Origin of the sequence: Rhizobium sp. HT1-10 (genome assembly GCF_049472505.1) — a bacterium.
Taxonomy (GTDB): Bacteria; Pseudomonadota; Alphaproteobacteria; order Rhizobiales; family Rhizobiaceae; genus Rhizobium.
Window position 1 is genome coordinate 326,372 of sequence record NZ_JBCEBQ010000001.1, and the last position, 25,144, is coordinate 351,515.

The following is a 25,144-nucleotide window of genomic DNA, read 5'->3' on the forward strand; positions in this document are numbered from 1 at the left end:
GTCAGCGCCCTTCGCGCTCGATTGCCCGCCAGCCAATATCGCGGCGGCTGAAGCCATTGTCCCAATGCACCTGATCGGCAAGCGCATAGGCGCCTTTCTGGGCATCCCCGACGCTCGGACCGATGGCCGTTACCCCCAGCACCCGACCGCCTGTCGCCACCAGCGCGCCGTCCTTCAGGGCTGTGCCGGCATGAAACACCTTCGCCGTATCGCTGTCGGCGGGCAGGGCTGATATGACCGAATTCTTCTCGTAGGCGCCGGGATAGCCCTTCGAGGCCATGACCACGGTCAGCGCCGCATCGTCGCTCCACTCAGCAGCGACCTGGTCGAGCGTGCCGTTGGCGCAGGCCAGAAGCAGCGGCAGCAGATCGCTCTTCAGCCGCATCATCAGCACCTGGCATTCCGGATCGCCGAAGCGGACATTGTATTCGATCAGTTCCGGCCCCTTGGCGGTGATCATCAGCCCGGCGAAGAACACGCCGGTAAACGGCATGCCGCTCTCGGCCATGCCGCGCATCGTCGGTTCGATGATCTCCTTCATCGTCCGCTCGATCAGCTCGGGCGTCATCACGGCGGCAGGCGAATAGGCGCCCATGCCGCCGGTGTTCGGGCCGGTATCGCCGTCGCCGACGCGCTTGTGGTCCTGGGCGGTGGCGAGCGCCAGCGCGTGCGTGCCGTCGCAAAGGCAGAAGAAGCTGGCCTCCTCGCCGTCGAGAAAGGCTTCGATCACCACCTCTGCGCCAGCCGATCCGAAAGCGCCGTCGAAACAGTCGTCGACCGCCGCAATCGCCTCGTCCAGGGTCATCGCGACCGTCACGCCCTTGCCGGCCGCAAGCCCATCGGCCTTGACGACGATGGGCGCGCCTTCGGCCAGAATATAGGCCTTGGCCTTGCCGGCATCGTCGAAGCGCTGGTAGGCGCCGGTCGGAATATTGTAGCGGGCGCAGATATCCTTGGTGAAGCCCTTCGAGCCCTCGAGCTGGGCCGCAGCCGCAGACGGACCGAAGACGGCGATGCCGGCGGCGCGCAACGGGTCGGCAAGACCGGCGACGAGGGGGGCCTCGGGGCCGACGACGACGAAATCGATCGCCTCTTCGAGACAGAAGGCGGCAACCGCCTCATTGTCTTCCGTATCGACGGCAATGAGCGTGGCATGCTCGGCGATGCCGGGATTGCCGGGGGCGGCATAGAGCTTGCTCAGCAGCGGCGATTGCGCCAGCTTCCAGGCCAGCGCATGCTCGCGTCCGCCCGATCCGATCAACAGAACTTTCATCGCCTGCCCCTTTGTTGCCAGAACTTGGCGGTTAAGCAGCCCTGCCGCAAAGGTCAAGCGGCAAATCCTGTGGAGGCGTCCGCAACGCCCGGTCAGGATCATTGCCTTGCCTCTTTCTGCGGCTATGGTCGCGCCAACAGAACCGAACGCAGAGATCCCCATGGCCGCAGACATCCGCTCCATCGCCGCAATCATTTCCGCCGAGATCAATGCCCGGCCGGAGCAGGTGGTGTCCGCGGTCGGCCTTCTCGACGAGGGCTCGACGGTGCCGTTCATTGCCCGCTACCGCAAGGAAGTGACGGGCGGGCTGGATGACGGGCAGTTGCGGACGCTGGCCGAGCGGCTGGTCTACCTGCGCGAGCTCGAAGCCCGCCGCGCCTCGATCCTCGACAGCATAACCGGCCAGGGCAAGATGACGGAGGAGCTTCAGCGCAAGATCGCCGGCGTCGCCACCAAGGCGGAGCTGGAGGATCTCTACCTGCCGTTCAAGCAGAAGCGCCGCACCCGCGCCGAGATCGCCCGCGAGCGCGGCCTTGGACCGCTGGCGGAAGCGATCCTGAAGGATCGCAGCCGCGAACCGGCCCAGCTTGCGGAAACCTATGTCGTCGGCGAGGTGGCCGACGTGAAGGCGGCGCTGGAAGGCGCCCGCGACATTATTGCGGAAGGCATCGCCGAAAACGCCGACCTGTTGAAAACCCTGCGCGCCCACATGCGCCAGAATGCCCAGCTGCGCGCCAAGGTCGTCGACGGCAAGCAGGAGGCGGGCGCAAAGTTCTCCGATTATTTCGATCACACCGAGCGCTGGGCAACGGCACCCGGCCACCGAGCGCTCGCCATGCTGCGCGGCTGGAACGAGGAGATGCTGACGCTGACGATCGAGATCGATGCCGATCTTGCCTCGCCCTTCAAGCCGGTCGAGCGAATGATCGCCACCGCCTACGAGATCGGCGCCCAAAAGCCCGGCGACCGCTGGCTGATGGAGGTCGCCAGTTGGACCTGGCGCGTCAAGCTGTCGATGTCGTTGTCGCTCGACCTGATGCGCGAGTTGCGCGAAAGGGCCGAACAGGAGGCGATCCACGTCTTTGCCCGCAATCTGAAGGACCTGCTGTTGGCAGCCCCCGCCGGCGCGCGCGCCACCATGGGGCTCGATCCCGGTATCCGCACCGGCGTCAAGGTCGCCATCGTCGATGCGACAGGCAAGCTGCTTGACACCGCCACCGTCTACCCGTTCCAGCCGCGCAACGATGTGCGCGGCACCCAGGCGACGCTGGCGGCCCTGATCGTCAAGCACAAGGTCGAGCTGATCTCGATCGGCAACGGCACCGGCAGTCGCGAGACGGAAAAGCTGGTGGGCGACATGCTGGCCGAGCTGCCGGGCACCAAGCCCACCAAGGTCATCGTCTCCGAAGCCGGCGCCTCGATCTATTCGGCCTCCGAAGCGGCCGCACTGGAATTCCCCAATCTCGACGTGACGCTGCGCGGTGCCGTGTCGATCGCCCGCCGCCTGCAGGACCCGTTGGCCGAGCTCGTAAAAATCGAGCCGAAGTCGATCGGCGTCGGCCAGTACCAGCACGATGTCGACCAGCAGAAGCTGTCGCGCTCGCTGGATGCCGTGGTCGAGGATGCCGTGAATGCGGTCGGCGTCGATCTCAACACCGCCTCGGCACCGCTTCTGGCCCGCGTCTCCGGCCTCGGTGCATCCATTGCCGAATCCATCGTTCGCCACCGCGACGAAGCCGGCCGTTTCGAAAGTCGCCGCGATCTTCTGAAGGTCGCCCGTCTCGGGCCGCGGGCTTTCGAGCAATGCGCCGGCTTCCTGCGCATATCAGGCGGCAAGGAGCCGCTGGATGCGTCAAGCGTACATCCGGAAGCCTATGGCGTCGCCAAGAAGATCGTCGCCGCATGCGGTCGCGATCTCAGGACCCTGATGGGCGACAGCGCGACGCTGAAGTCGGTCGATCCCCGCGCCTTCGTCGACGAGCGTTTCGGCCTGCCGACGGTGCGCGACATTCTTGCCGAACTGGAAAAGCCCGGCCGCGACCCGCGTCCGAGCTTCAAGACGGCGACCTTTGCGGAGGGCGTCAACGAGATCGGCGACCTGAAGCCGGGCATGATGCTGGAGGGCACGGTCACCAATGTCGCGGCGTTTGGGGCATTCGTCGATATCGGCGTCCATCAGGACGGACTTGTCCACGTCTCGCAGCTGGCGGATCGTTTCGTGAAGGACCCGCATGAGGTCGTGAAGGCCGGCGACGTCGTCAAGGTGCGTGTCGTCGACATCGATGCCAAGCGCAAGCGGATCGCGCTGAGCATGCGCAAGGACGCCGGCGACGACGCTGTGCCGCCGGCCCGTGAGAACCGGACTGGTGCCGCTACCCGCGCCGTTCCCGCCAAGCAGCAGGGCAGCCGCCCACCGGCCCAGACGCAGGGCAGTTTTGGCGCAGCGCTTGCAGATGCGCTCAAACGAAAATAGGCACTTAGCTTATATATTGGCAAGAATGTCACACTCCGGCAACCTTTTGCCGGAGTGCTCCGGTGGGCCGTGGCGTGCGCTTGCCAGCCGAATGAGAGACGATACTGTCGCCTTATTGTCCTGTCATTTCATTGCGAGGCGTCATGGCGTCGTCACTGCTTGCACTCATCACCAAAATTGTCCGCAAGGGTTCCCTGCAGCTCACACTCAGCAACGGCGAGACGCATGTGCTCGGCGATGGTACCGGCGAGACCATCGTCGTGCGCGGTGCAGACCGGGAGGCGGAAGACGCCATCGCCACGGATCCGACGCTGAAGCTCGGCGAGATGTTCATGCAGGGGCGCTTCATCATCGAGCAGGGGGATATCTACGACTTCCTGTCGCTGGTGAAGCTGAATACCACGGACGAGCTGTTCGATTTAAAGATCGCCATGAAGCTGGTCGGGCGGATCGCCTGGCAGCAGCTCAAGAGCCGGCTGCCGATCAATCGCAGCAAGCACAACGTCGCCCATCACTACGATCTCTCGGCCAAACTTTTCGACCTCTTTCTCGACGAAGACTGGCAATATTCCTGCGCTTATTTCGAGCCGGCGGGCATCAGTCTCGATGCGGCCCAGCTTGCCAAGAAGCGTCACATCGCCTCCAAGCTCCGCCTTCAACCGGGCCAGACCGTGCTCGAGATCGGTTCCGGCTGGGGTGGCATGGGCCTGTACCTGGCGGAGTCAACCGAAAACATCGACTTTACCGGCATCACGCTGAGCGAGGAGCAGTTGAAGATCTCGCGTGACCGCGCGGCCAAGCGCGGGCTCTCCGACCGGGTTCGCTTCGAGTTGCAGGACTATCGCTATCTCGCCGGCCGCAAGTTCGACCGGATCGTTTCGGTCGGCATGTTCGAGCATGTCGGCATCGGCAATTACCGAAAATTCTTCAACAAGGTCTCGGAACTGCTGGCAGACGACGGCGTCATGGTGCTGCATTCCATCGGACGCCCCAAGCCGAGCCTGGCAACGAACGCCTTCATCGAGAAATACATCTTTCCCGGCGGCTATATTCCATCGCTGGCCGAGACGACGCCGGCGCTCGAGAAAGCCAATCTGCTGGTCAAGGATATCGAAATCCTGCCTATGCACTACGCCTACACGCTGCGCCACTGGCGCGAACGTTTCGTCGCCCGCAAGGCGGAGGCCGTCGCCCTCTATGACGAACAGTTCTTCCGCATGTGGGAGTTTTACCTGGCAGGTTCCGAAATGGCGTTCCGCTGGGAGCAACTGTTCATTTTCCAGATCCAGATCACCAAGGACCAGTTCGCCGTCCCCGACAACCGCAACTACATCGCCGAAGGCGAGGCGAAGCTGAAGGAATTCGAGGCGACCCGCGCTCCCTTGGAAAAAGTGGTCTTCTGACCGCCGACGCTGTGCCGAGCTTGGCTCGCACTTCGGGAGGTCGGCAGGATACTTCGCTGTCTTGGTTAAGCAAGTGGTAATGCGATCCGGATAGGGTGTCGCATTCCGGGCACGTGCCTTTGTATTGAGTACAGGATCTCCCATGGCCAAGACATCGCGTCTGCTGATTTCGTTCGCCTTTTTCGCGACAACGGCGGGCGCTGCGGCGGCGCAGGACGGCCAGCACTGGTGGTCCGGCGATTGGTATGTGAGCGTCGGTGCGGCTGGCTTCCTCGGCCCAAAGTTCGAAGGCGCCAAGCATAACAAGCTGCAGTTCTCGCCGCTGATCTCGCTCGGCAAGCAGGGTCCCGCACCGCGATTTTCCTCGCGCAACGACAATCCCGCGTTCGCGCTGCTCGATACCGGGACATTTCGCGCCGGCATCGTCGGCAAGTTCGTGCCAAGCCGGGATTCGGGCGACGGTCGCGAACTGCGCGGGCTGAAGGACGTCAAATGGGGTGCAGAGGCCGGCGGCTTCGTCGAGCTTTATCCGACCGACTGGATCCGCGCCCGCGCCGAGTTGCGCCAGGGTATCCGCGCTCATAACGGGCTGGTCGCCGACGTCGCCGTCGACGCCTTTACCGACATCGCGCCCAACCTGCGCCTATCGGGCGGGCCCCGGGCCACCTTTGCCACGGCCAAATATATGGATGCCTACTACGGTGTCGACGCCAAGGAGTCGGCCGCCAGCGGCCTCGATCGCGACAATCCCGGCGGCGGTTTGAAATCCGTCGGTGTCGGCGGCGCGCTGACCTGGCAGGCAACCAAGAACTTCAGCACCAGCTCCTTCGTCGAATACCAGCGGCTGAAGGGGTCCGCCGCCGATAGCAGCCTGGTGCGCGAGCGTGGCGACAGGAACCAACTGGTCATCGGCTTGTCGGCCACCTACCGCTTCGGATTTACGCTCAACTGACGCCGGAATCCTCGCAAGCGTCACGTGATCGCCGGGTGGACTCCGTTAATGGCGTCTCTTCCAGCGCGATGCGAAACGCACTAGACATGCGTCATGAGCAACAGTCACGATTCCCGCGGCCGCGTCGCCGATGCGCCATCCGATAACTTCGTCTACCGGGCCCTGCCGCCCTGGCTGTGGCCCTATGCCCAGCTGGCGCGCTGGGACCGGCCGATCGGCTGGCAGCTGCTGCTTTTGCCTTGCGTCTGGTCGGTGACGCTTGCCGCCGGTGCGGCAGCGCAGCTCGGGCAATTCGTCGGCCCGCAGCTGCTGTATCATCTCATTCTCTACTTCATCGGCTCCGTCGCCATGCGCGGCGCCGGCTGCACCTTCAACGACCTCATCGACCTTGAGATTGATTCTGCCGTGGCCCGCACGCGGTCGCGGCCGCTGCCGTCCGGGCGCGTCTCGCGCAATCAAGCCAAGAAATTCATTGCCTTGCAGGCATTGGTCGGGCTGCTCGTGCTGTTGCAGCTCAACTGGTTCTGCTTCCTGCTCGGCCTGTTGTCGCTCGGGCTGGTGGCGCTCTACCCCTTTGCCAAGCGCTTCACCGACTGGCCGCAGTTTTTCCTCGGGCTCGCCTTTTCCTGGGGCGCGCTGATGGGCTGGGCCGGCATTTTCGGCAGCCTGTCGCTGGCGCCGATCCTGCTCTACATCGCCGCCGTCCTCTGGACCATCGGCTACGACACGATCTATGCCCATCAGGACAAGGAAGACGACGAGTTGATAGGCGTCCGCTCGACCGCGCGGCTGTTCGGCGACCGCACCAAGTTCTGGCTGGCCGGCCTCTACGGCATGGCGCTGCTGCTGATGTTCATCGCCTTCGGGTTGGCGGGCGCCGGTGTGGTTGCCTTTCTCGGCCTGGTCGTCGCCGGGTGCATGTTCGCCTACCAGGTCATCGTTCTCGACATCGACGATGCCGCCCAATGCCTGACGCTGTTCAGGTCGAACGGCAAGGTCGGCTTCGTCATCTTCGTGGGCCTGATGCTGTCGTTTATCCTGACCGTTCCCTGACAAACGAAAAACCCGGCGCGGGCGCCGGGTTTCGCGGGGAGGGATAGGTCGGTGTTTAATCGCGGGCGATGATCTCGCGTCCGGCGATCTTCAAGGCTACGCCCATCTTTCCCGATGTCCTGCGCACCAGGAAGCGCGGGCGGCGATCGGCGAAGAAGGAGTGGCGACGGCGCGGCTGGGTTTCATTGGTGCGAACGCCGCCCAGATGATCTTCGAGCATGCGTGCCACACCATCGGCTTCGACCATCATCATCGGAATGGCGAATGCTTCCGACCAGGTGCGCCAATCGGCGGCGATATCGCTGAGATCGTGGGCGACGAGCAGCGGAATGCAGAGATCCGGATCGTCGTGATGCAGTTCGAGCGTCACGGTGACTTCGCCGTCGCCATGGTCGATGGCGCGGGCTGCGACGCCCTTGAAGGCGCGCTTTGGAAGGGCGATCGACAGCGGCAGGCCGCTCGACGGCAGGACCTTTCGCAGGACGGCGCCACGGGCGTCAATGGTGATCGTTACGTCGCCGGTAGCACCGCGCATGGCATAGCTGACATGCTGAGGAAAGCGGTTTGGATCGAGCCGCAGGGTCGTTGCAGCCCAAGCGGGCTTAAGGACGGTGTTGGTCATCGTTTTCTACCCTTGTCTTACCTGAGAGCCGGTTTTCCGGTCTTTTTGACGGAGGACTTCTGCCCTCTCGATAGCCCAAGACTAGGCCTGCCCCCTTCCAGACAGCTTAAAAATTGCGGTTAAGAAAACTTTGCATCCTCAAATGGTTAGCAAAAGCCAAGCCGCCAGGGTTTCCATAAGGTGAAGATGTGCCGGCCTGTGGCGTGCCAGCCTGGCGCAGTCGCGCGGCCGCATATGTAAAGTCTCGAGTAAGGTTTGAAGTCGATAATCCGACCGATTGATTTATGATTTTAAGCCAAGTCTTTAGGGCGCTCGCGGATGACCTCGACCTATCTCAGCTATACCTTGGACACCAAGAACATGACGTCGACGCTGGCGCGGGTTGCCTCCCAGCCGTCCACCAAGCGCGAGGCGGACTACTACAAGGCCAATATCGGCAAGGTCAAAACCGTCGATGACCTGATGAACAACTACCAGCTCTACAGCTATGCCATGAAGGCGTACGGGCTGGAGGACTTCACCTATGCCAAGGCTTTCATGAAACAGGTGCTGACCAGCGATCTCAGCGATACTTCGAGCTTTGCCAACCGCCTGAACGACCCGAAATACAAGCAGATCGCCGCCGCCTTCAATTTTGGCACATCCACAAGCACGACCGCCCAGTCCAGCGCGACATTGACGACGATGTTCGGCTCCACGACATCCACATCCAGCTCGAGCACCTCAGACACGACCGATGCCGCGATCGGCCTCTATCAGCAATCCTTCATCGACGAGGAGGCTGCGGCCAAGACGACCACCGAGAGTTACGATGCCGCCATCGGCTCGGTGAAGAATGTCGACGATTTCCTCAGCGATACGGAGCTGAGGGACTACGTGCTGAAGGGCTACGGGATCGACCCGACCAACATCTCGAACAGCTTCCTGAAGTCGATGCTAACAAGCGACGTCTCGGATCCGAACAGCTTCGTCAACGTCAACGGCAGCGCGGCCGACAAGGCGATGGCGGCACAGTTCAGCTTCAACGCCGACGGCTCGATCGCGACCACGACACCGGATGCCGACAAGACCTATTACGAGGCCAACATCGGCAATGTCACCTCGGCCGATCAGCTCGTTTCCGATTCAAGGCTGTTCGACTACGTCAAGACCGCCTATGGCATCGATCCCGGCCTCACCGGCGCCGCCTTCGTGGCTGCGGTCAAGGATGCGGGAACGGCTTCCGACAAGGGCCTCACCAGCGTCCTTTCGCAATTCAACTTCCAGAGCGACGGGTCAGTCGCTGCTGGCGCTTCTGCCCAGACCGCAGACCAGATCAGCACCACCTCGACCAATTATGTCGCCAACTATACCAGCAAGATCCAGACGCTCAGCCAGAAAGCTGCGGTCATGGACGCCTACAACACAACTGTCCCGTCATTCGTCACAACCGTGGCCGCAGCCGACGATGCCGCCTACTACAAGGCGCATATCGGCTCGGTCAAATCGGTCGAGGATCTGACCTCGGACAGCCGGCTCTTTGATTACGTCAAGATCGCCTACAATCTGCAGTCGCGGGATCCGCAGGGGACGGACAACACGCTGAAATACGACCTCGAGACATCGGTGGAAGACCCCAGCTATGCCAAGCTCTCCGGCTTTTCGGATGTCGTTGCCCAGTTCAATTTTCAGTCGGACGGCACGGTGGCATTCGGCAGTTCGGCGCAGACGGCGACCCAACTGGCAGCCGCCACCACCGCCTTCTCGAGCAACTACCAGTCCGAGCAGACGACGGCCGAGGCAGACGCTGTAGCCAATTATGAGACTCGTATCGCCAAGGTGAAGAATATCAAGGATTTCTTCGCCAGCAATGCCACGGCGGATACCAGCACCACCAACAACAGTCTGCCTGAGCTCTATCAGATGGCGCTGCGCTCCTTCGGCATCGGCGAAACCGAGATCTCGAAAGCGCAGATGACGAAGATCATGGAGAGCGATCCCTATGACCCGAAAAGCTACGTCAACAGCTTGAAGGACGATCGCTTCGTCAAGTTGGCAAAGGCCTTCAACTTCGACAGCGACGGCAAGCTCAAGCAGCCGGTCACGGCGCTCTCGACGACGCAGGTCAACAGCTACGTCTCCGAATATTCGACCGAGCAGAAGCGTGGCCTGTCGGGAGCGGCGCTGACGGCGGCGACCACCAGCATCAAGAAAGACGCCACCTATTTTGCCACCAATATCGACAAGGTCACGAGCGTTTCCGACCTTCTGGCCGACAGCAAGCTTACCGATTTCATCCTGAAGGCGAGCGGCATCGACCCGAAGAAGGTGACGACCGAGACGCTGAAAAAGGCCTTCGCCTCCGATCCGGATAACTCGAAGAGCTTCGTCAACACGGCGGATGGCGCCCAGTTCAAGGACATCGTCGAAGCGTTCAACTTCGGCACCGATGGCGCCTTGGTCGACACGAAGATCGGCACGGCCCAGAACAAGGGCGCCCTCGACGCCACTAACGAGCTCTACCTCCACCAGACGCTCGAATCGCAGGAGGGCGACACCAATGACGGCACGCGCCTTGCGCTCTATTTCCAGCGCCAGGCGCCGAACATCAATTCGGTTTACGACATCATGTCCGATACGGCGCTCTATTCCGTCATCACCACCACATTCAGCCTGCCGAGCGGCATCTCGGCAATGAACGTCGATGACCAGGCGGCGCTCTTGAAGAAGTTCGTCAACGTCGACGACCTTCATGATGCGACCAAGCTGAACAAGCTGTTGGAGCGCTTTTCGGTCGAGTATGATTTGCAGAACAATTCCGGCAGCACCTCTTCCGCCCTGTCGATCCTGCAGTCGTCGAAATCGGTTGGCATCAGCGCCGACACCCTGCTGTCCATCGCCCAGCTATCGAATTCCTGACGCGCCAGTAACGCACACTGAAAGGCGTCTCCCTGCCGCTGCAAGGCAGGTTAAACGGCGCCCGAGCGCCGCGCCCTCATCGCATTGTCGCGCCGCTGGACGAAAGTCGCCGCAACAAAAATTTAATCGAAGCCTAATGATGAAAAAGCCCGGAAATCCGGGCTTTTCGCAGTCGTCGTCTCAAAATCGCGTCGTTTCGGAAGGAACTTATTAACCGTCCCTGGCCTATTCGAATGAGGTTAGCCATCGGCAAATCAATGACTGGATTGCAGGTCTTATGCGTTTTTCCAAGACGAACTTTTCCAACGGCGAGACGGGTTTCGAGCGGGACGTCCAGGGTGACGCCGAGCGGGCCGCAGCCGAAGCCCGCGAGGCCCAGCAGATCGCCGAACGCCGTGCCTATCTGGAGCAGAAGCTGATCCAGGCGCGCGAGGCCAAGCGCCGCTCGGAGATCGCCCATCAGCAGCGGGCCGACCAGCTGAAGGCCGAGCAGTTGCGCCAGGCGCAGCTCGGTCACCCGGCGGCTCCCGATATGGGCATGGCCTCGCCGGTCCGGACCAATATGCCGCTGGTGCCGCCCCTGGTGCCGGCCGATGCCGTGCAGGATTGGCAGACCGCCTTTTCGCTGGCACCGAATGTCCGCTTCACGCGGACACCTGAAAGTCTGATCACCCGCAAGAAATCGCCTGATCAGGATGTCAACGAGACGGAGCAAACCATCGATACGCGTGCCGCCAAATCATCCGCTGTCCGCGAGCGCGACCTGTCGCCGCCAGCAACGCAGCCGGTCACGGAGGCGCCTGCCGCCCCAACGCCTGAAGTGACGGAGGCGCCGCGTCCGGCCGCGCCCATGCCCTGGAACAACAGGCTGGTCGAGGACATCTTCACGCCGCCGACAGTCGAAGTCCCGCCTTTGACGGCCTGGGAGCGCCAGCCTGTTGCCGTCGTGCCGCAGGCGCAACTCGCCTCGCACTTGGCCAATCTTTCGGACTACGCCTTCTGGGATGTCATGCCCTTCGATGGCGATATCGCACCGTCGGCAGCGCCCGCACCGGCTGTCGTCGCGCCGCCAAATGCAGCCCCATCCGCCGAGGCGCCGCAGAATGCGGCCCTGTCGCTCTATCGCATCATCGACTGGCAGCCGACAGGCCGTACGCCAGTCCTGCCCGTTGCGGCCGATCCGGCACCTCTCGCCCCCCCGCAGCAAGCCGCAGCGGTGGAACTGACGCCGGTTGCCGAGCCGATCGTGCTTACGCCCGTCGCGCCGGCCGAGATCGTGGCACCTGTGGTTGCCGCCGTCGTCCTGCCGAAGCCCGCCGCATCCGTCGCCGCAGCTCCGGCAAAGGCCGCACCCGTAGCGCCGGTCGCAGCACCGGCGCCGAAGGCTGCCGTCGTCGAGCCGGCCCCAAGCCGCCGCATCCCGGTCGCGACCCGTGCCGACCGGCCGGTCAGCCCCGCGCCGATGGAATGGCGTCCGGTTTCGATCGCCAGCGATGGCGAATACGAACTGCCGCCGCGCGAGCTGCTGCAGGAGCCGCCGGAACGCGTCGGCGTCATCATGACCCAGGAAGCCCTGGAGCAGAATGCCGGCCTCTTGGAAAACGTGCTGGAAGATTTTGGCGTCAAGGGCGAGATCATCCATGTCCGCCCCGGTCCCGTCGTCACCCTCTATGAATTCGAGCCGGCGCCAGGCGTCAAGTCCTCGCGCGTCATCGGCCTTGCCGACGACATCGCCCGCTCCATGTCGGCCCTGTCGGCCCGTGTCGCCGTCGTCCCCGGCCGTAACGTCATCGGCATCGAACTGCCGAATGCGACACGCGAAACCGTCTACTTCCGCGAGATGATCGAATCGGAAGATTTTGCCCAGAGCAGCTTCAAGCTGGCGCTCGGCCTCGGCAAGACGATTGGCGGTGAGCCCGTCATCGCCGAACTCGCCAAGATGCCGCATCTGCTGGTCGCCGGCACCACCGGCTCTGGCAAATCAGTTGCCATCAACACGATGATCCTGTCGCTGCTCTACCGGATGACGCCGGAAGAATGCCGCCTGATCATGGTCGATCCAAAGATGCTCGAACTCTCTGTCTATGACGGCATTCCGCACCTGCTGACCCCCGTCGTCACCGATCCGAAGAAGGCCGTGCTGGCGCTGAAATGGGCCGTGCGCGAGATGGAGGATCGCTATCGCAAGATGTCGCGCCTCGGCGTCCGCAATATCGACGGCTACAATGCTCGCGTCGCCATCGCCCGCGAGAAGGACGAGACCATCCTCGTCACCGTCCAGACCGGTTTCGACCGGACCACGGGCGCGCCGACGGAAGAGAGCCAGGAACTCGACCTCTCGCGCATGCCCTATATCGTCGTCATCGTCGACGAGATGGCCGACCTGATGATGGTCGCTGGCAAGGAAATCGAAGGCGCCATCCAGCGTCTGGCGCAGATGGCCCGTGCCGCCGGCATCCACCTGATCATGGCAACCCAGCGTCCGTCCGTCGACGTCATCACCGGCACGATCAAGGCGAACTTCCCGACCCGCATCTCCTTCCAGGTCACCTCGAAGATCGACAGCCGCACGATCCTCGGCGAGCAGGGTGCAGAACAGCTGCTCGGCCAGGGCGACATGCTGCACATGCAGGGTGGCGGCCGCATCTCGCGCGTCCACGGTCCCTTCGTCTCCGACGAGGAAGTCGAGAAGGTCGTGGCCCACCTGAAGATGCAGGGCCGTCCGGAATATCTCGATACGGTCACCGCCGGCGAAGAGGACGAGGAAGAGGAAGAGGACGGCGGTGCCGTCTTCGACAAGAGCGCCATGGGGTCCGAAGATAGCGACGACACCTATGAGCAGGCGATCAAGATCGTCATGCGCGACAAGAAGTGCTCGACCTCCTACATCCAGCGCCGCCTCGGCATCGGCTACAACCGCGCCGCCTCGCTGGTCGAGCGGATGGAAAAGGAAGGCCTCGTCGGCCCGGCCAACCACGTCGGCAAGCGCGAGATCATCTCCGGCAACCGCAACGCCCAGCCGCCGGCGCCGCCACAGGAAGACATGGACTGAGTGAGAACCTCCTCCCGAAAGGGAGGAGGGGACCCGCGCTGTCTGCCGACTGCGCCGCCTAAACCGTGACGACCTTGCCGGGGTTCATGATCCCGGCCGGGTCGAAGCTGCGCTTGATGCGGCGCATCAAGTCGATCTCGATCTCCGAGCGCACCGAGGCGAGTTCGTCGCGCTTCAATTGCCCGATGCCGTGCTCGGCCGAAATCGAGCCCTCGTGCTTCATGACAAGCCCATGGACGATGCGGTTCATCTCCCGCCAGCGTCCGATGAACTCAGCCTTGTCCGCGCCGACTGGCTGCGAGATGTTGTAGTGGATATTGCCGTCGCCCATATGGCCGAAGGCGCAGATCCGGGCACCCGGCATGGCCGCCATCACAGCCGCTTCCGCCTCGTGCATGAAGGCGGGGATCTCAGACACCGGCACCGAGACATCGTGCTTGATCGAGCCGCCCTCCGGCTTCTGCGCGTCGGACATGCTTTCCCGCATGTGCCACAGCGCCTTCTGCTGCGTCTCGGAGCTCGCGATCGTCGCATCCTGCACCAGCCCGGCCTCGAACCCCTGTTCCAGCAGCGCCGTCATCATCCGCTCGGCGGTCTCCGCCGAATCCGACGTCGAGATGTCGATCAGCACATACCAGGGATGGACGGTCTCCAGCGGATCGCGCACGCCGTCGATATGGCGGGTGGTGAACTCGACGCCGATGCGCGGCATCAGCTCGAACCCGGTCAGCGCCGGACCGCAGAGGCCGGCGGCATTCCTGAACAGCGCCAAGGCATCCTCGACCGACCGGATGCCGGCAAAGGCCACCTGATGGCCGAGCGGCTGCGGAAAGAGTTTCAGCACCGCGCCGGTAATGATGCCGAGCGTCCCCTCCGCGCCGATGAACAGGTCGCGCAGGTCGTAGCCGGTATTGTCCTTCTTGAGGCGACGCAGCCCGTTCCAGATTTCCCCCGTCGGCAGCACGACCTCGAGGCCGAGGCAGAGCTGGCGCATGTTGCCATAGGCAAGCACCGCCGTGCCGCCGGCATTGGTGGCAAGATTGCCGCCGATCCGGCAGGAGCCTTCGGAGCCGAGCGACAGCGGAAACAGCCGCCCATGTTCCTCCGCCGCCTTCTGCACGTCAGCCAGAATGCAGCCCGCATCGACAACCATGATGCCGGCAACCGGATCGATGTCGCGAATACGGTTCAGCCGCTCCAGCGAGACTATCAGATCGAACCCGCCTTCACGCGGCGTCTGGCCGCCAACGAGACCGGTGTTGCCGGTCTGCGGCACGATGGCCGTGCCGGTCTCCGAAGCGAGCTTGAGGATGGCCGAAACCTCCTCGACCGAACCGGGCTTCAGCACCATCGGCGAGGCGCCGTGATAAAGGCCGCGGTTTTCGACCAGGCGCGGCGCGATTTCGGAGGCCTCGCGCAAGACGTGGGCGGCGCCGACGATGTCGGCAAAACGGTCGAGCAGGGCAGGAGAGGGGATGGCCATGCGTGCGGGTCCTTGTGCTGGCGGTCTAGTCGCGCGGTGCCGCCGCGCGGCGCAGGCGGTCGTTGATCGCCTCGCCAAGACCGTCGTCGGGAATGGTGGTGAAGGCCAGACCGATAACGCCCATGGCATCGGCCCGTTTCATGACGTCGAAAAGATTGGCCGCAGCTTCCGCGAGATCGCCCGACGGGCTGAGGTTGAAGACGGCGGCGGCCTTGTCATCTCCTGCGACCTGTCGCTCGCCGAACCGGATCAGCGCCTCGCCGGCGACGACCTCGGTGGCGTCAAGTCGAACCTTGGCTTCAGGCGCATAGTGGGAAGCCATCATGCCAGGCGCTTCGATGGTCGCTGTGGCACCTTGCCTGCGGATCAGCGCCATGCCGGCCACCCGCTCGATGTCCTCTGCCGCCAACCCGCCGGGGCGCAGCAGCCGGATGCCGTCGCCATCGATCTTGACGATCGTCGATTCGACACCGACGCCGCAGGGCCCGCCGTCGAGGATCAGCCCGATCCGGTTGCCGAGATCCGCCGCGACATGCTGGGCGGAGGTCGGGCTGATGCGCCCGGATGTATTGGCGCTGGGTGCTGCGAGCGGCCGGTCGAGGGCGCGGATCAGATCGCCGGCAAAGCCTTCGGGCACCCTGATCCCGACGCTGTCGAGACCCGCCGTCGCCAGCGGATGAATGCCGCTGTCGGGCTTCAACGGCAGCACCAGCGTCAGCGGCCCCGGCCAGAAGGCCTCGGCCAGCTTACGCGAGAGCGGGTCGAGCACGGCGTAGCGCTCCGCCATGGCCAGATCGCTCATATGGCAGATCAGCGGATTGAAGCTCGGCCGCCCCTTGGTCTCGTAGATGCGGGTGATCGCCAGAGGATTGGTGGCGTCGCCCGCAAGCCCGTAAACGGTCTCGGTCGGCAGCGCCACCGGAAAGCCTTCGACCAGCAAAGCCAAGGCTTGCGCGATCGCGCCGTCGTGGTCTGTGAAAATGTCGATGATCTTGGCCATGGACGGTCCGCTTCCTGAGGACCCGTCCATAGGCCTTTCGGCCGCCGCGATCAATGCGCAGGCTCAAAGCTGGCGGATGATATCGCGCAGTTGTTCGTTGCGGGCACCGAGCAGCAGGACATTGCGGATGGCGGCCTGGGGATCGGCGGTTCGGAACAGCACGCCGTTGCCGCGCACAGCGCGGTTGATGCTCAGCGTCTTGTCCTCGGCCGTCTGCATCCGCTCGACGGCGACGGCGAAGTACATGCGGGAAAGCCGCTGGTCGATCTTGACGAAGCTCGCCTCGCTGTCGTCGATCTCCGCGTAGAAATTGGCGATGTAGAAGGCCCAGCTGACATTCTTGTATTCGGCGAATTGGGTCCTTGCGGCGGTCACATGGCAGTAGCCGAGATGCGGCAGATCGGCCAGCGTCCGGTGGAAGATCAGCTTCGGGAAGCGGATAGACTGATGAAAACTGTTCAGCCGGTCATGTGTCTTCTCACCGGCTGCCTGCAGGCGCATCGCGGTGCGCGCGGCCACGGCGTCGTAGCTGAGATAGCGGCGCTCCTGCTCGCGCGGCGTTTTATCGCGTGTGATACGGCCTGTGCGGAGGAATTCGCTGTGGATCGCGGCCGGCGCGGCCGGAGGTGCCGCTGCTTCGGCCCTGGCGTCGAAATATCTGAGCTTGGCCATGTCGCACGCTCTCGCTCTGTGAACCTGTCCACAGACTATGTTTGCATCGTTAAAGAACGATGAAAATGCAATCGAATGGAGAATTCTGCTGTTCAGGCCGCCAGGCACCGATTGCGCCCCCTCCGATGGGATTATGTCGCAAATAGACATTTGGAGGCTTTGCACCTGTCCGGGTGGTTCGTCCGTGGAGTGCTAGCAGCCGCTTGGTCCGCATAAACCGTTGATCGACATGGGCTGCAGCGATTTCAGCTGAGCAATTCCGAGCTGTCGGTTCTGTCGTCAATTTCCGTGGTTATGTCGCATTAAAGCCACGTCGGGATGGAGCGCGGTGGTTATATAGAAATACGGCCTCAAGGGTTATTCTGCCGGGGAGCCGCATCCGATCGGGTACTCTCAAGCGGGGACTGGTCGGGTTCGGCGAAAACGCCTCTGGTCGTAGGTCTGGAAAGGCGGCATGATGTTCTTTTGGACGGAGCCTCTTTTGGCCTCGAGCCTTGGGCAACGCGTTTATGGGGCCGCCTGAGGCGGCCGAAGGGTCACGGGGCAGGTCGGTATCGGCTCGTTCGCATCATTTTTCATCGCGCTGGTCGGCGATAGGCATGAGGACATTCAGATGGATATTCGCAATACGATGCTGCGGCAGCTGAAGAACCGCCGCGAAGGGTTCAGCCTCGAGCAGCCCTTCTATATCGATCAGGATTATTTCAAGATCGACATGGAGATGATCTACTATCGCGACTGGCTGTTCATGGGCCACGACTGCGAGATCCCGCGCGCCGGCAACTACATCACCGCGCAGGTCGGCGATTATCCCATCGTCATCGTCCGCGGCCGCGACAAGGTCATTCGCGCCTTCCACAACAGCTGCCGCCATCGCGGCTCGCGCGTCTGCACCTCGGAGCGCGGCTCGGCTGCCAAGCTCGTCTGTCCCTACCACCAGTGGACCTATGATCTCGACGGCTCGCTGCAGTTCGCCCGCCAGATGGCCGACAGCTTCGACAAGAGCGAGTACGGCCTGAAGCCGATCCATTGCGAGAGTGTCGCCGGCTACATCTTCATCTCGCTGGCCCATACAGCACCCGACTTCCAGCCTGTCCGCGACAGCATCGCCCCCTACATGGCGCCCCACCGCCTCAGCGAAGCCAAGATCGCCTTCCAGAGCACCATCATAGAGAAGGGTAACTGGAAGCTCGTCTGGGAAAACAACCGCGAGTGCTATCACTGCGCCGCCAATCACCCGGAACTCTGCCGCACCTATCCGGAAGCCCCGACGGCCACAGGCGTCCAGGGCGCCGGCGACGATCCTGTGATCGCCGCCCACTGGGCCCATTGCGAAGCCGGCGGCCTGCCGAGCGAGTTCAAGATGGATCCGACCGGCCAGTTCCGCGTTGCCCGCATGCCGCTGATCGAAGGCGCAGAGAGCTACACCATGTCCGGCCAGCGCGCCGTCAAGAAGCCGCTGTCGGACGACGTGACGATGAGCAACATCGGCACCATGCTGCTGTTCCACTATCCGACGACCTGGAACCATCTATTGGTCGACCATGCGATTTCCTTCCGCGTATTGCCGCTGAATGCCGAGGAAACCGCCGTCACCACCAAATGGCTGGTCCACAAAGATGCCGTCGAGGGCGTCGACTACAATCTCGAAGAACTGACCCATGTCTGGACCGAAACCAACGACCAGGACCGTCGCATCGTCGAGGAAAATGCCTTCGGCATTCACTCGCCGGCCTACGAGCCCGGCCCCTATTCGGAGCTGCATGAGGGCGGCGTCGCGCAGTTCGTCGAATGGTACGCGGACTTCATGACCAGCCGGCTGCAGGGCGACCAGGCCAAGCTCTCGGTCGTGGCCTGAGCATGAGCGTGTCGGTACCGCCGCGTCACGTGCACCTGGATCAGATGCAGCCCTGGAGCGACAGGCAGCACTTCCTCGAATGCCTTTCGGTCACGCCGGAAGCGCCCGATGTGATGACCTTCACCTTCCGCTCCGACAAGGACAACTGGTTCCGCTATCTGCCGGGCCAGTTCGTCACGCTGGAAATCCCGGTGGGTCCTGAGCCGCTGATGCGCACCTATACGCTGTCGTCGACGCCGACTCGGCCGTTTTCGGTCGCGGTCACGGTCAAGGCGCAGAAGGACAGCATCGGCACCCGCTGGATGTTCGACAACCTGAAGCCCGGAATGCGCCTGCGCGCTTTCGGGCCGCTCGGCGACTTCACGCATATCCGCCATCCCGGCGAAAAATACCTGTTCATCTCGGCCGGCTCGGGCATCACGCCGATGATGTCGATGACGCGCTACATGAGCGATGTCGCGCCGCTGTCGGATATCTCCTTTATCAATTGCGCCCGTGGCCCGTCGGAGATCATCTTCCGCTCGGAGCTGGAATATCTCGCCCGCTTCATGCCCAACCTCAGTCTCGGCTTCATCGTCGAGGAGCGTGGCCAGATGGAGCTGTGGTCCGGCCTTCGCGGCCGCATCGACAAGGCAAAGATTGCCCTGTTGGCCCACGACTTCCTGGATCGGACTGTGTTCTGCTGCGGCCCGGACGTGTTTATGAACTTTGTGAGCTCCAGCCTCGAGGCAGCAGGCTTCGACATGAGCCGCTACCACCAGGAAAGCTTCCGCCCGGCCTCGGCAGAGCTAGAGCCGGAACCGGCCGTCAGCGCGGACGGCGAAGTCGCCACCTCGATCCGCTTTACCATGGCCGGCAAGGACGTCGCCTGCGCACCTGGCCAGACCATCCTGCAGGCTGCCCGCGGTGCCGGCATCCGCATCGGTGCGGCCTGCGAATCCGGCCTGTGCGGCACCTGCAAGGTGATGAAACTCGCCGGCGAGGTTGAGATGCACCACAATGGCGGCATTCTCGATGACGAGATCGACGAGGGCTATATCCTCGCCTGCTGCTCGCGCCCGAAGACGGATGTCCAGATCGAAGCCTAGACGACGCGCATCTCGTCAGAAATCCTGGTAATTGAAAGCCGTAACCTGTTGCTTTTGGATCGGCTCCGGCGACCCGGCGAGCATGGACGGCGTATCGAAGCGCGGCGGCACGAGGTCGCCATGCGGCCAGATCCGCGCCAACTCGCTTTTCGTCATCGGTGCGAGATTGACGTCGATATCGGGCAGGGTGCCGGGAACCCGGTAGGGGCAGCGCCGGGTCGTGCAGTTGTCCGCCGACGAGAACTGCCACATGGCGTAGTTTGTCCAGTTTCCAAGCGGGAAGGTGCCTTCGACATCGGCCTTGTAGCGGGCATACCAGAGCGGCAGCCGCGACAGGATCCCGTAGTCGTCGCGATGGTCGGCGATATAGTTGGCGACAACGTCATTGGCGTAGAGGATCGGATAGCGGCTCGTGCGCTCCTTGATGTGGATCGCGAAGATCTGCGCATCGGCCGGCGACATGAACTGCTTCGGGTCGAGCCCGTCGAGATCGAGCACCATCAGTTCGTCGGCTTGCGGATCGGCATAATCGAGAAAGTGATTGGCCTGGTCGATCGGGTTGCCTGGGCGGCCGAGATGGTAGGCGCCCCAGAGCATGCCGTTCGATTTTGCGATCAGCCGCCGGCTGCGGAACAGCTCGCGGCTGACGGCATATTTGCGCCACATGGTCCGGCAGTGGGAGACGGTGTCGCCGGAGTGATCGCTCGGTTTGCAGGCATAATCTTCGGGCAGTCCGTCCGAGGCTTTGGCGACAAAGCCGTTGACGCGCGTGTCGCCCAAAAGCGCGTCCCAATCGATGGCATTCAGCTCGTAGGCGTCGATGATGAGCGCACGTTCGGGATTGTTCCAGGGCTCACGCTCGCCGGCCAGCGCCAGTCTCATCGCACCCGGCAGCGCCAGGATCATCAGAGAGCCGACTATCAGGGTCAAAACGCTTCGCTTTCCCATAATCTGGAAAGCCTACGCCGCCATGGTTAATGAAACCTTAGCAGGATCTGACACGATCGTGTAAGGTTGTGAGGCGACAAGCGCTGGAACTTTCCGCGTGATTGCCCATTTAAGACGATTGGATTTCGGAACGGAGACCACAATGTCAAACATGCGTAGCAGGGCTCTCACGTTCGCTGTCACGGCAGCGATCGCTCTGACGAGCTTTTCACCATCCTTCGCCATTCAGATGCCCGCCGCGCCGGTCGCGATCGCACCCGCCGCCGCACCTTCATCGGATGTGCAGCAAGTTCAGTACTGGCGCCATCATCGCGGCGGCTACTACCGTGGCGGCGGTTATCGCGGCGGCGGATATTACGGCGGATACCGTGGTTACAACGGCTACCGTCACGGCTATCGCTACCACAATGGCTACTGGTTCCCGCTGGCGGCCTTCGGCGCCGGTGCGCTGATCGGCGGCGCGATCGCCAGCGACCAGCCGCGTTACGTGCGTCCATCGAATGGCATCAACCCGCGTCACTACGAATGGTGCGCCAATCGTTACCGGTCCTATCGCGGCTACGACAACACCTTCCAGCCGAATAACGGCCCGCGCCAGCAGTGCCTGTCGCCCTTCTATTGATCGCGAGTTAAAGCAAAGAGAAATGCCCGGCCCCAAGCCGGGCATTTTGCGTTAGAGGATGCGCACCCGCCGCAGCAGCCACCACGCCAGCAGAATAGAGAACACGATGATGACGACCGCATAGGCGGTGGCGTGCTCATCGCCGGCAAACGGCAGGTTGGCGGTGTTCATGCCGAAGAAGCCGGTGACCAGGGTCGGCGGCAGAAGGAAGGCCGTCATCAGCGACAGGATGAAGAGGTGCCTGTTGGTCTCCGAGGAGAGCTTCGAGTCGATTTCCTCGTGAAGAAGCCGCGCCCGTTCCTGAAGCGCATAGACATCATGGTCGACGGTCTCGAGCCTTGAGGTCAGACGCCCGGCGACATCGTCGAACCCCTCCGGCATTTCGTCATCGTCGGATGCGGCCGCACGGCGCATCAGCGACAGGATGGTGCGCAGGTGTCGATGAACGCGAACGATGGTCCGCCGCACGGGCGCCAAGCGCCGCCGTTCGTCGCGGAAGGAGGCATCGTAGACGACATCCTCGATCTGGTTCATCTCCTCGGTGGTCTCGATGACGAGCGAAATCAGCGTCCGCTGGAACTCGACGACGAGTGCTTCGAAGATGTCCAGGGGGCGATGGAAGCGGGCCGGGTTCTTCTCGATGGTGGCGCGCACCCTTTCGACGCTGCGCAAGGGCTGCAGCCGGGTCGTGATGATGAAGCGCTCCGAGATCGCAAAATGCAGCCAGCCGATATCGCGCGTGTCCTGATCGAAGTCGCGCTGGAAATCGACCAGCGTCCCGAAGATGACTTTCTCGTCGACGGTGATGGTCGCATGCGTATCGTGGCTTGTCAGCGCCTGCCGCATGTCTTCCGTCAGGTCGGGGAAGTCCTCCAGGAACGAGACGACGCGGGTGTCGACCAGGTTGAGATGCAGCCAGAAAAAGCCCTCCGCCGCGATGAGCTCGGATTTCTCGATGGTGTCGGGAAGGCGTTGGGCGCGTCCCGAATGCGGCAAGAGATGATGTGCCCAGACAAAGCCCGGAATTGTCGGATTGAATGTTGTCGTCATGCCGCATCGCCGTTTAAGATGAACAAGTCCATAGGCTCCGCTTGTGACAGTTTCTTGGCTGCCGTGCGAGCCGTCTGTTGGAAAAATTTGCTCCTGCCGCCGCCAGGCGACAGCTGTGCCATCGGGAGGAGACAGCATGTATAAGGCGCCCGTCGCGGAGATCGCCTTTACCTTGAGCCATGTCGTCGGTTCCAATGTCGCCATCGATACGGGCGAGGATGGGGAACTGACGGACGATCTCGTGAACGCCATTCTCGCGGAGGCAGCGCGTTTTGCCGAGAACGAGATTGCGCCGCTAGCCGAAGTCGGCGACTTCGAAGGCGCGCGACTGATCGACGGGGCCGTGAGGCTTGCCGAGGGCTGGCCGCAGCTTTACCGCGATTGGGCCGCTGGCGGCTGGAACGGCCTGACGGCATCGCCTGAGTTCGGGGGGCAGGGCCTGCCGCAACGTCTCAACGTCGCGACGCTGGAAATCTGGAATGCCGCGTCCATGGCCTTCGGCCTGGCCCCGACCCTGACCATGGGTGCCATCGAAGCGCTGTCGGCCCATGGCAGCACGGCGCTGAAGGAAAGCTATCTCGCCCGGATGATCTCCGGCGAGTGGACAGGCACGATGAACCTGACGGAGCCGCAGGCCGGTTCCGACGTCGGCGCGCTGACCGCGCGCGCCGAGCGCAACAAGGACGGCAGCTATCGGATCTTCGGCCAGAAGATCTACATCACCTGGGGCGATCACGACGCCGCCGACAACATCATTCATCTGGTGCTTGCCCGCTTGTCCGATGCGCCGCCAGGCACACGCGGTATCTCGCTGTTTCTGGTGCCGAAGTTCATGGTCGAGGCGGATGGATCGCTCGGTGCGCGCAACGATCTCTTCTGCCACTCGCTGGAACACAAGCTCGGCATCCATGGCTCGCCGACCTGCACCATGATCTACGGCGATGGCAGGTTCGGTGAAACGCCCGGCGCGATCGGCTGGCTGGTCGGTGAGGAGAACCATGGCCTCGCCTGCATGTTCACGATGATGAACAATGCACGGCTCGCCGTCGCGATGCAGGGCGTCGGCATCTGCGAGGCGGCGACGCAGAAAGCGCTCGCTTACGCCCGGGAGCGCCGCCAGGGACGGGCGGCTGGACAACGTGCCGCCGCGATGAGCCCGATCGTCGATCACCCCGATGTCGCCCGCATGCTGTTGACCATGAAGGCACTGACCAAGGGTGCAAGGGCCATCACCTATGCCTGCGCCCATGCCATCGACCTTTCGCACGGATCAGTCGACACCGCCCATTGGCAGGCGCGGGCGGCACTGCTGACCCCGGTCGCCAAGGCGTTCGCCACCGATTGCGGCGTCGACGTCGCCTCGCTCGGCATCCAGGTGCATGGCGGCATGGGCTATATAGAGGAGACCGGAGCCGCCCGGCTCTGGCGCGATGCCCGGATCGCGCCGATTTATGAAGGCACCAACGGCATCCAGGCCATCGATCTCGTCACCCGCAAATTGCCGCTCGGCGGAGGTGCGGCCGTGCGTGGCTTGATCGATGAGATGCAGGCCATTGCGACAGCCGTCGAGAACTCTGCGATCGAGGGTTTGGGTGCGACGGCCGGCAAGCTGCAACAGGCGCTTGCCGATCTCACTGCTGCGACCGAATGGCTTCTGGCGATGCAGGCCGAGAAACGGATCGAGGAAGCGCTTGCCGGCGCCACACCTTATCTGCGCCTGTTCGGCCTGTCACTCACCGGCTGTTATCTCGCCAAGGGCGCATTGGCGGACGCTGGCGACGGGGCGGAAGAGGGGCGAATCGCCCTTGCCGCCTTCGCCGCCCAGAGTTTGCTTGGTGAAACGGCAGGCTTGAAGGACCAAATCGTCCATGGCGCTACCAGCCTGCTGGCCGCCCGAATTGCGCTCGACTGAGAGGATCTATGACAGAGCATATCCTGACAGAAAATCCCGATACGGCGCCGAACGTCCGGGTCATCCGCTTCAATCGTCCGGACAAGAAGAACGCCATCACCCGCGCCATGTATGCGGCGATGACGGATGCGCTGCAGGCGGCCAGTGCGGATGCCTGCGTGCATGTCGTTGTCTTCCTCGGGCAGCCGGGGTGTTTTTCGGCCGGCAACGACATGGCCGATTTCCTCGCCTTTGCCAGGGAAGGGGCAATGGGCAGCGAGGTGCTCGACTTTCTCACTGCGCTTGCCACCTTCGACAAGCCGCTGGTCTCAGGCGTCGATGGCCTGGCCATCGGTATCGGCACGACTATCCACCTGCATTGCGACCTGACCCTTGCTTCCGAGCGCAGCGTCTTTCGCACACCCTTTGTCGATCTGGCGCTGGTGCCTGAGGCGGCCTCCAGCCTGCTCGTACCGCGGCGGATGGGCCATCAACGCGCTTTCGCGTTGCTGGCGGCCGGTGAGGCGCTGACGGCAGCAGAGGCGTGCCGCGACGGGCTGATCTGGCGGGTGACGAGCCCGGAGGCATTGGAGGCCGAGACATTGGCGGTGGCGTTGAAGCTTGCCGCCAAGCCACAGGGCGCATTGCGGATCGCCCGCAACCTGCTTCGCGGCCCACGCGAGGATATCCTCGAGCGCATTGCCGAAGAGGCGACCCACTTCGAAGCGCAACTGCGCAGCGCGGAAGCGCGCGCCGCCTTCGAGGCTTTCCTGAAACGCTGAGCTAGTCAGCCGGTCAGGCGTCGC

18 protein-coding genes are annotated in these 25,144 nt (G+C 63.0%); 11 read left to right on the forward strand and 7 right to left on the reverse strand.

All coding sequences use genetic code 11. The features are described 5' to 3' along the window. Nucleotide 1: 1 nt before the first annotated feature. Nucleotides 2-1,273: a phosphoribosylamine--glycine ligase gene (purD, locus tag VH564_RS01585; protein WP_423338076.1), complete on the reverse strand. Its 1,272-nt coding sequence runs from the start codon at nucleotides 1,271-1,273 to the stop codon at nucleotides 2-4. 160 nt (nucleotides 1,274-1,433) lie between these two features. On the opposite strand from purD, the gene VH564_RS01590 reads away from it, so the two are divergent. From VH564_RS01590 to ubiA, 4 genes are all read left to right on the forward strand, one after another. After that, entirely contained in the window at nucleotides 1,434-3,746 is a 2,313-nt protein-coding gene (locus VH564_RS01590; RefSeq protein WP_423338077.1) for a Tex family protein, read from the forward strand. A 143-nt stretch (nucleotides 3,747-3,889) separates the two neighbouring features. Beyond that, on the forward strand, nucleotides 3,890-5,149 hold the full coding sequence (locus tag VH564_RS01595) for a class I SAM-dependent methyltransferase (protein ID WP_423338078.1): 1,260 nt from the start codon (nucleotides 3,890-3,892) through the stop codon (nucleotides 5,147-5,149). A 142-nt stretch (nucleotides 5,150-5,291) separates the two neighbouring features. Next, nucleotides 5,292-6,101: a MipA/OmpV family protein gene (locus VH564_RS01600; RefSeq protein WP_423338079.1), complete on the forward strand. Its 810-nt coding sequence runs from the start codon at nucleotides 5,292-5,294 to the stop codon at nucleotides 6,099-6,101. Nucleotides 6,102-6,194: 93 nt separating this feature from the next. Beyond that, complete coding sequence (gene ubiA, locus VH564_RS01605; RefSeq protein ID WP_423338080.1) at nucleotides 6,195-7,154, forward strand: 4-hydroxybenzoate octaprenyltransferase; 960 nt, start codon at nucleotides 6,195-6,197, stop codon at nucleotides 7,152-7,154. A gap of 55 nt (nucleotides 7,155-7,209) precedes the next feature. Here the strand turns inward: ubiA and VH564_RS01610 are convergent, their stop codons facing one another. Then, complete coding sequence (locus VH564_RS01610; RefSeq protein WP_423338081.1) at nucleotides 7,210-7,776, reverse strand: DUF6101 family protein; 567 nt, start codon at nucleotides 7,774-7,776, stop codon at nucleotides 7,210-7,212. 318 nt (nucleotides 7,777-8,094) lie between these two features. On the opposite strand from VH564_RS01610, the gene VH564_RS01615 reads away from it, so the two are divergent. Both VH564_RS01615 and VH564_RS01620 read left to right on the forward strand, forming a co-directional pair. Further along, entirely contained in the window at nucleotides 8,095-10,674 is a 2,580-nt protein-coding gene (locus VH564_RS01615; RefSeq protein WP_423338082.1) for a DUF1217 domain-containing protein, read from the forward strand. 277 nt (nucleotides 10,675-10,951) lie between these two features. Then, a complete protein-coding gene (locus tag VH564_RS01620) occupies nucleotides 10,952-13,726 on the forward strand; it encodes a DNA translocase FtsK (protein ID WP_423338083.1) in 2,775 nt (924 codons plus the stop codon). A gap of 58 nt (nucleotides 13,727-13,784) precedes the next feature. Here VH564_RS01620 and VH564_RS01625 read toward each other — a convergent pair whose 3' ends face one another. From VH564_RS01625 to VH564_RS01635, 3 genes are all read right to left on the reverse strand, one after another. Then, nucleotides 13,785-15,209 carry an FAD-binding oxidoreductase gene (locus VH564_RS01625; protein ID WP_423338084.1) on the reverse strand — a complete coding sequence of 475 codons (1,425 nt, stop codon included), beginning with the start codon at nucleotides 15,207-15,209 and terminating at the stop codon, nucleotides 13,785-13,787. Between the two features lie 25 nt (nucleotides 15,210-15,234). Further along, on the reverse strand, nucleotides 15,235-16,209 hold the full coding sequence (locus VH564_RS01630) for an L-threonylcarbamoyladenylate synthase (RefSeq protein WP_423338085.1): 975 nt from the start codon (nucleotides 16,207-16,209) through the stop codon (nucleotides 15,235-15,237). Nucleotides 16,210-16,272: 63 nt separating this feature from the next. Beyond that, complete coding sequence (locus VH564_RS01635; RefSeq protein WP_423338086.1) at nucleotides 16,273-16,881, reverse strand: DUF6656 family protein; 609 nt, start codon at nucleotides 16,879-16,881, stop codon at nucleotides 16,273-16,275. Nucleotides 16,882-17,494: 613 nt separating this feature from the next. On the opposite strand from VH564_RS01635, the gene VH564_RS01640 reads away from it, so the two are divergent. Further along, entirely contained in the window at nucleotides 17,495-18,739 is a 1,245-nt protein-coding gene (locus tag VH564_RS01640; protein ID WP_423338087.1) for an aromatic ring-hydroxylating oxygenase subunit alpha, read from the forward strand. A gap of 2 nt (nucleotides 18,740-18,741) precedes the next feature. Beyond that, entirely contained in the window at nucleotides 18,742-19,827 is a 1,086-nt protein-coding gene (locus tag VH564_RS01645; RefSeq protein WP_423338088.1) for a 2Fe-2S iron-sulfur cluster-binding protein, read from the forward strand. Nucleotides 19,828-19,842: 15 nt separating this feature from the next. Here the strand turns inward: VH564_RS01645 and VH564_RS01650 are convergent, their stop codons facing one another. After that, complete coding sequence (locus VH564_RS01650) at nucleotides 19,843-20,733, reverse strand: glycoside hydrolase family 25 protein (protein ID WP_423338706.1); 891 nt, start codon at nucleotides 20,731-20,733, stop codon at nucleotides 19,843-19,845. A gap of 184 nt (nucleotides 20,734-20,917) precedes the next feature. Here VH564_RS01650 and VH564_RS01655 point away from each other — a divergent pair, with 184 nt between their 5' ends. Beyond that, entirely contained in the window at nucleotides 20,918-21,397 is a 480-nt protein-coding gene (locus tag VH564_RS01655; RefSeq protein ID WP_423338089.1) for a BA14K family protein, read from the forward strand. Nucleotides 21,398-21,448: 51 nt separating this feature from the next. On the opposite strand, the gene VH564_RS01660 is transcribed toward VH564_RS01655, so the two are convergent. Continuing rightward, nucleotides 21,449-22,447, reverse strand: a complete 999-nt coding sequence (locus VH564_RS01660) for a transporter (RefSeq protein ID WP_423338090.1) — start codon at nucleotides 22,445-22,447, stop codon at nucleotides 21,449-21,451. A gap of 136 nt (nucleotides 22,448-22,583) precedes the next feature. On the opposite strand from VH564_RS01660, the gene VH564_RS01665 reads away from it, so the two are divergent. Together VH564_RS01665 and VH564_RS01670 are read left to right on the forward strand one after the other, a co-directional pair. Further along, complete coding sequence (locus tag VH564_RS01665; protein ID WP_423338091.1) at nucleotides 22,584-24,359, forward strand: acyl-CoA dehydrogenase; 1,776 nt, start codon at nucleotides 22,584-22,586, stop codon at nucleotides 24,357-24,359. Between the two features lie 8 nt (nucleotides 24,360-24,367). After that, nucleotides 24,368-25,120 carry a crotonase/enoyl-CoA hydratase family protein gene (locus VH564_RS01670; protein WP_423338092.1) on the forward strand — a complete coding sequence of 251 codons (753 nt, stop codon included), beginning with the start codon at nucleotides 24,368-24,370 and terminating at the stop codon, nucleotides 25,118-25,120. The last annotated feature ends 24 nt before the right edge of the window (nucleotides 25,121-25,144 follow it).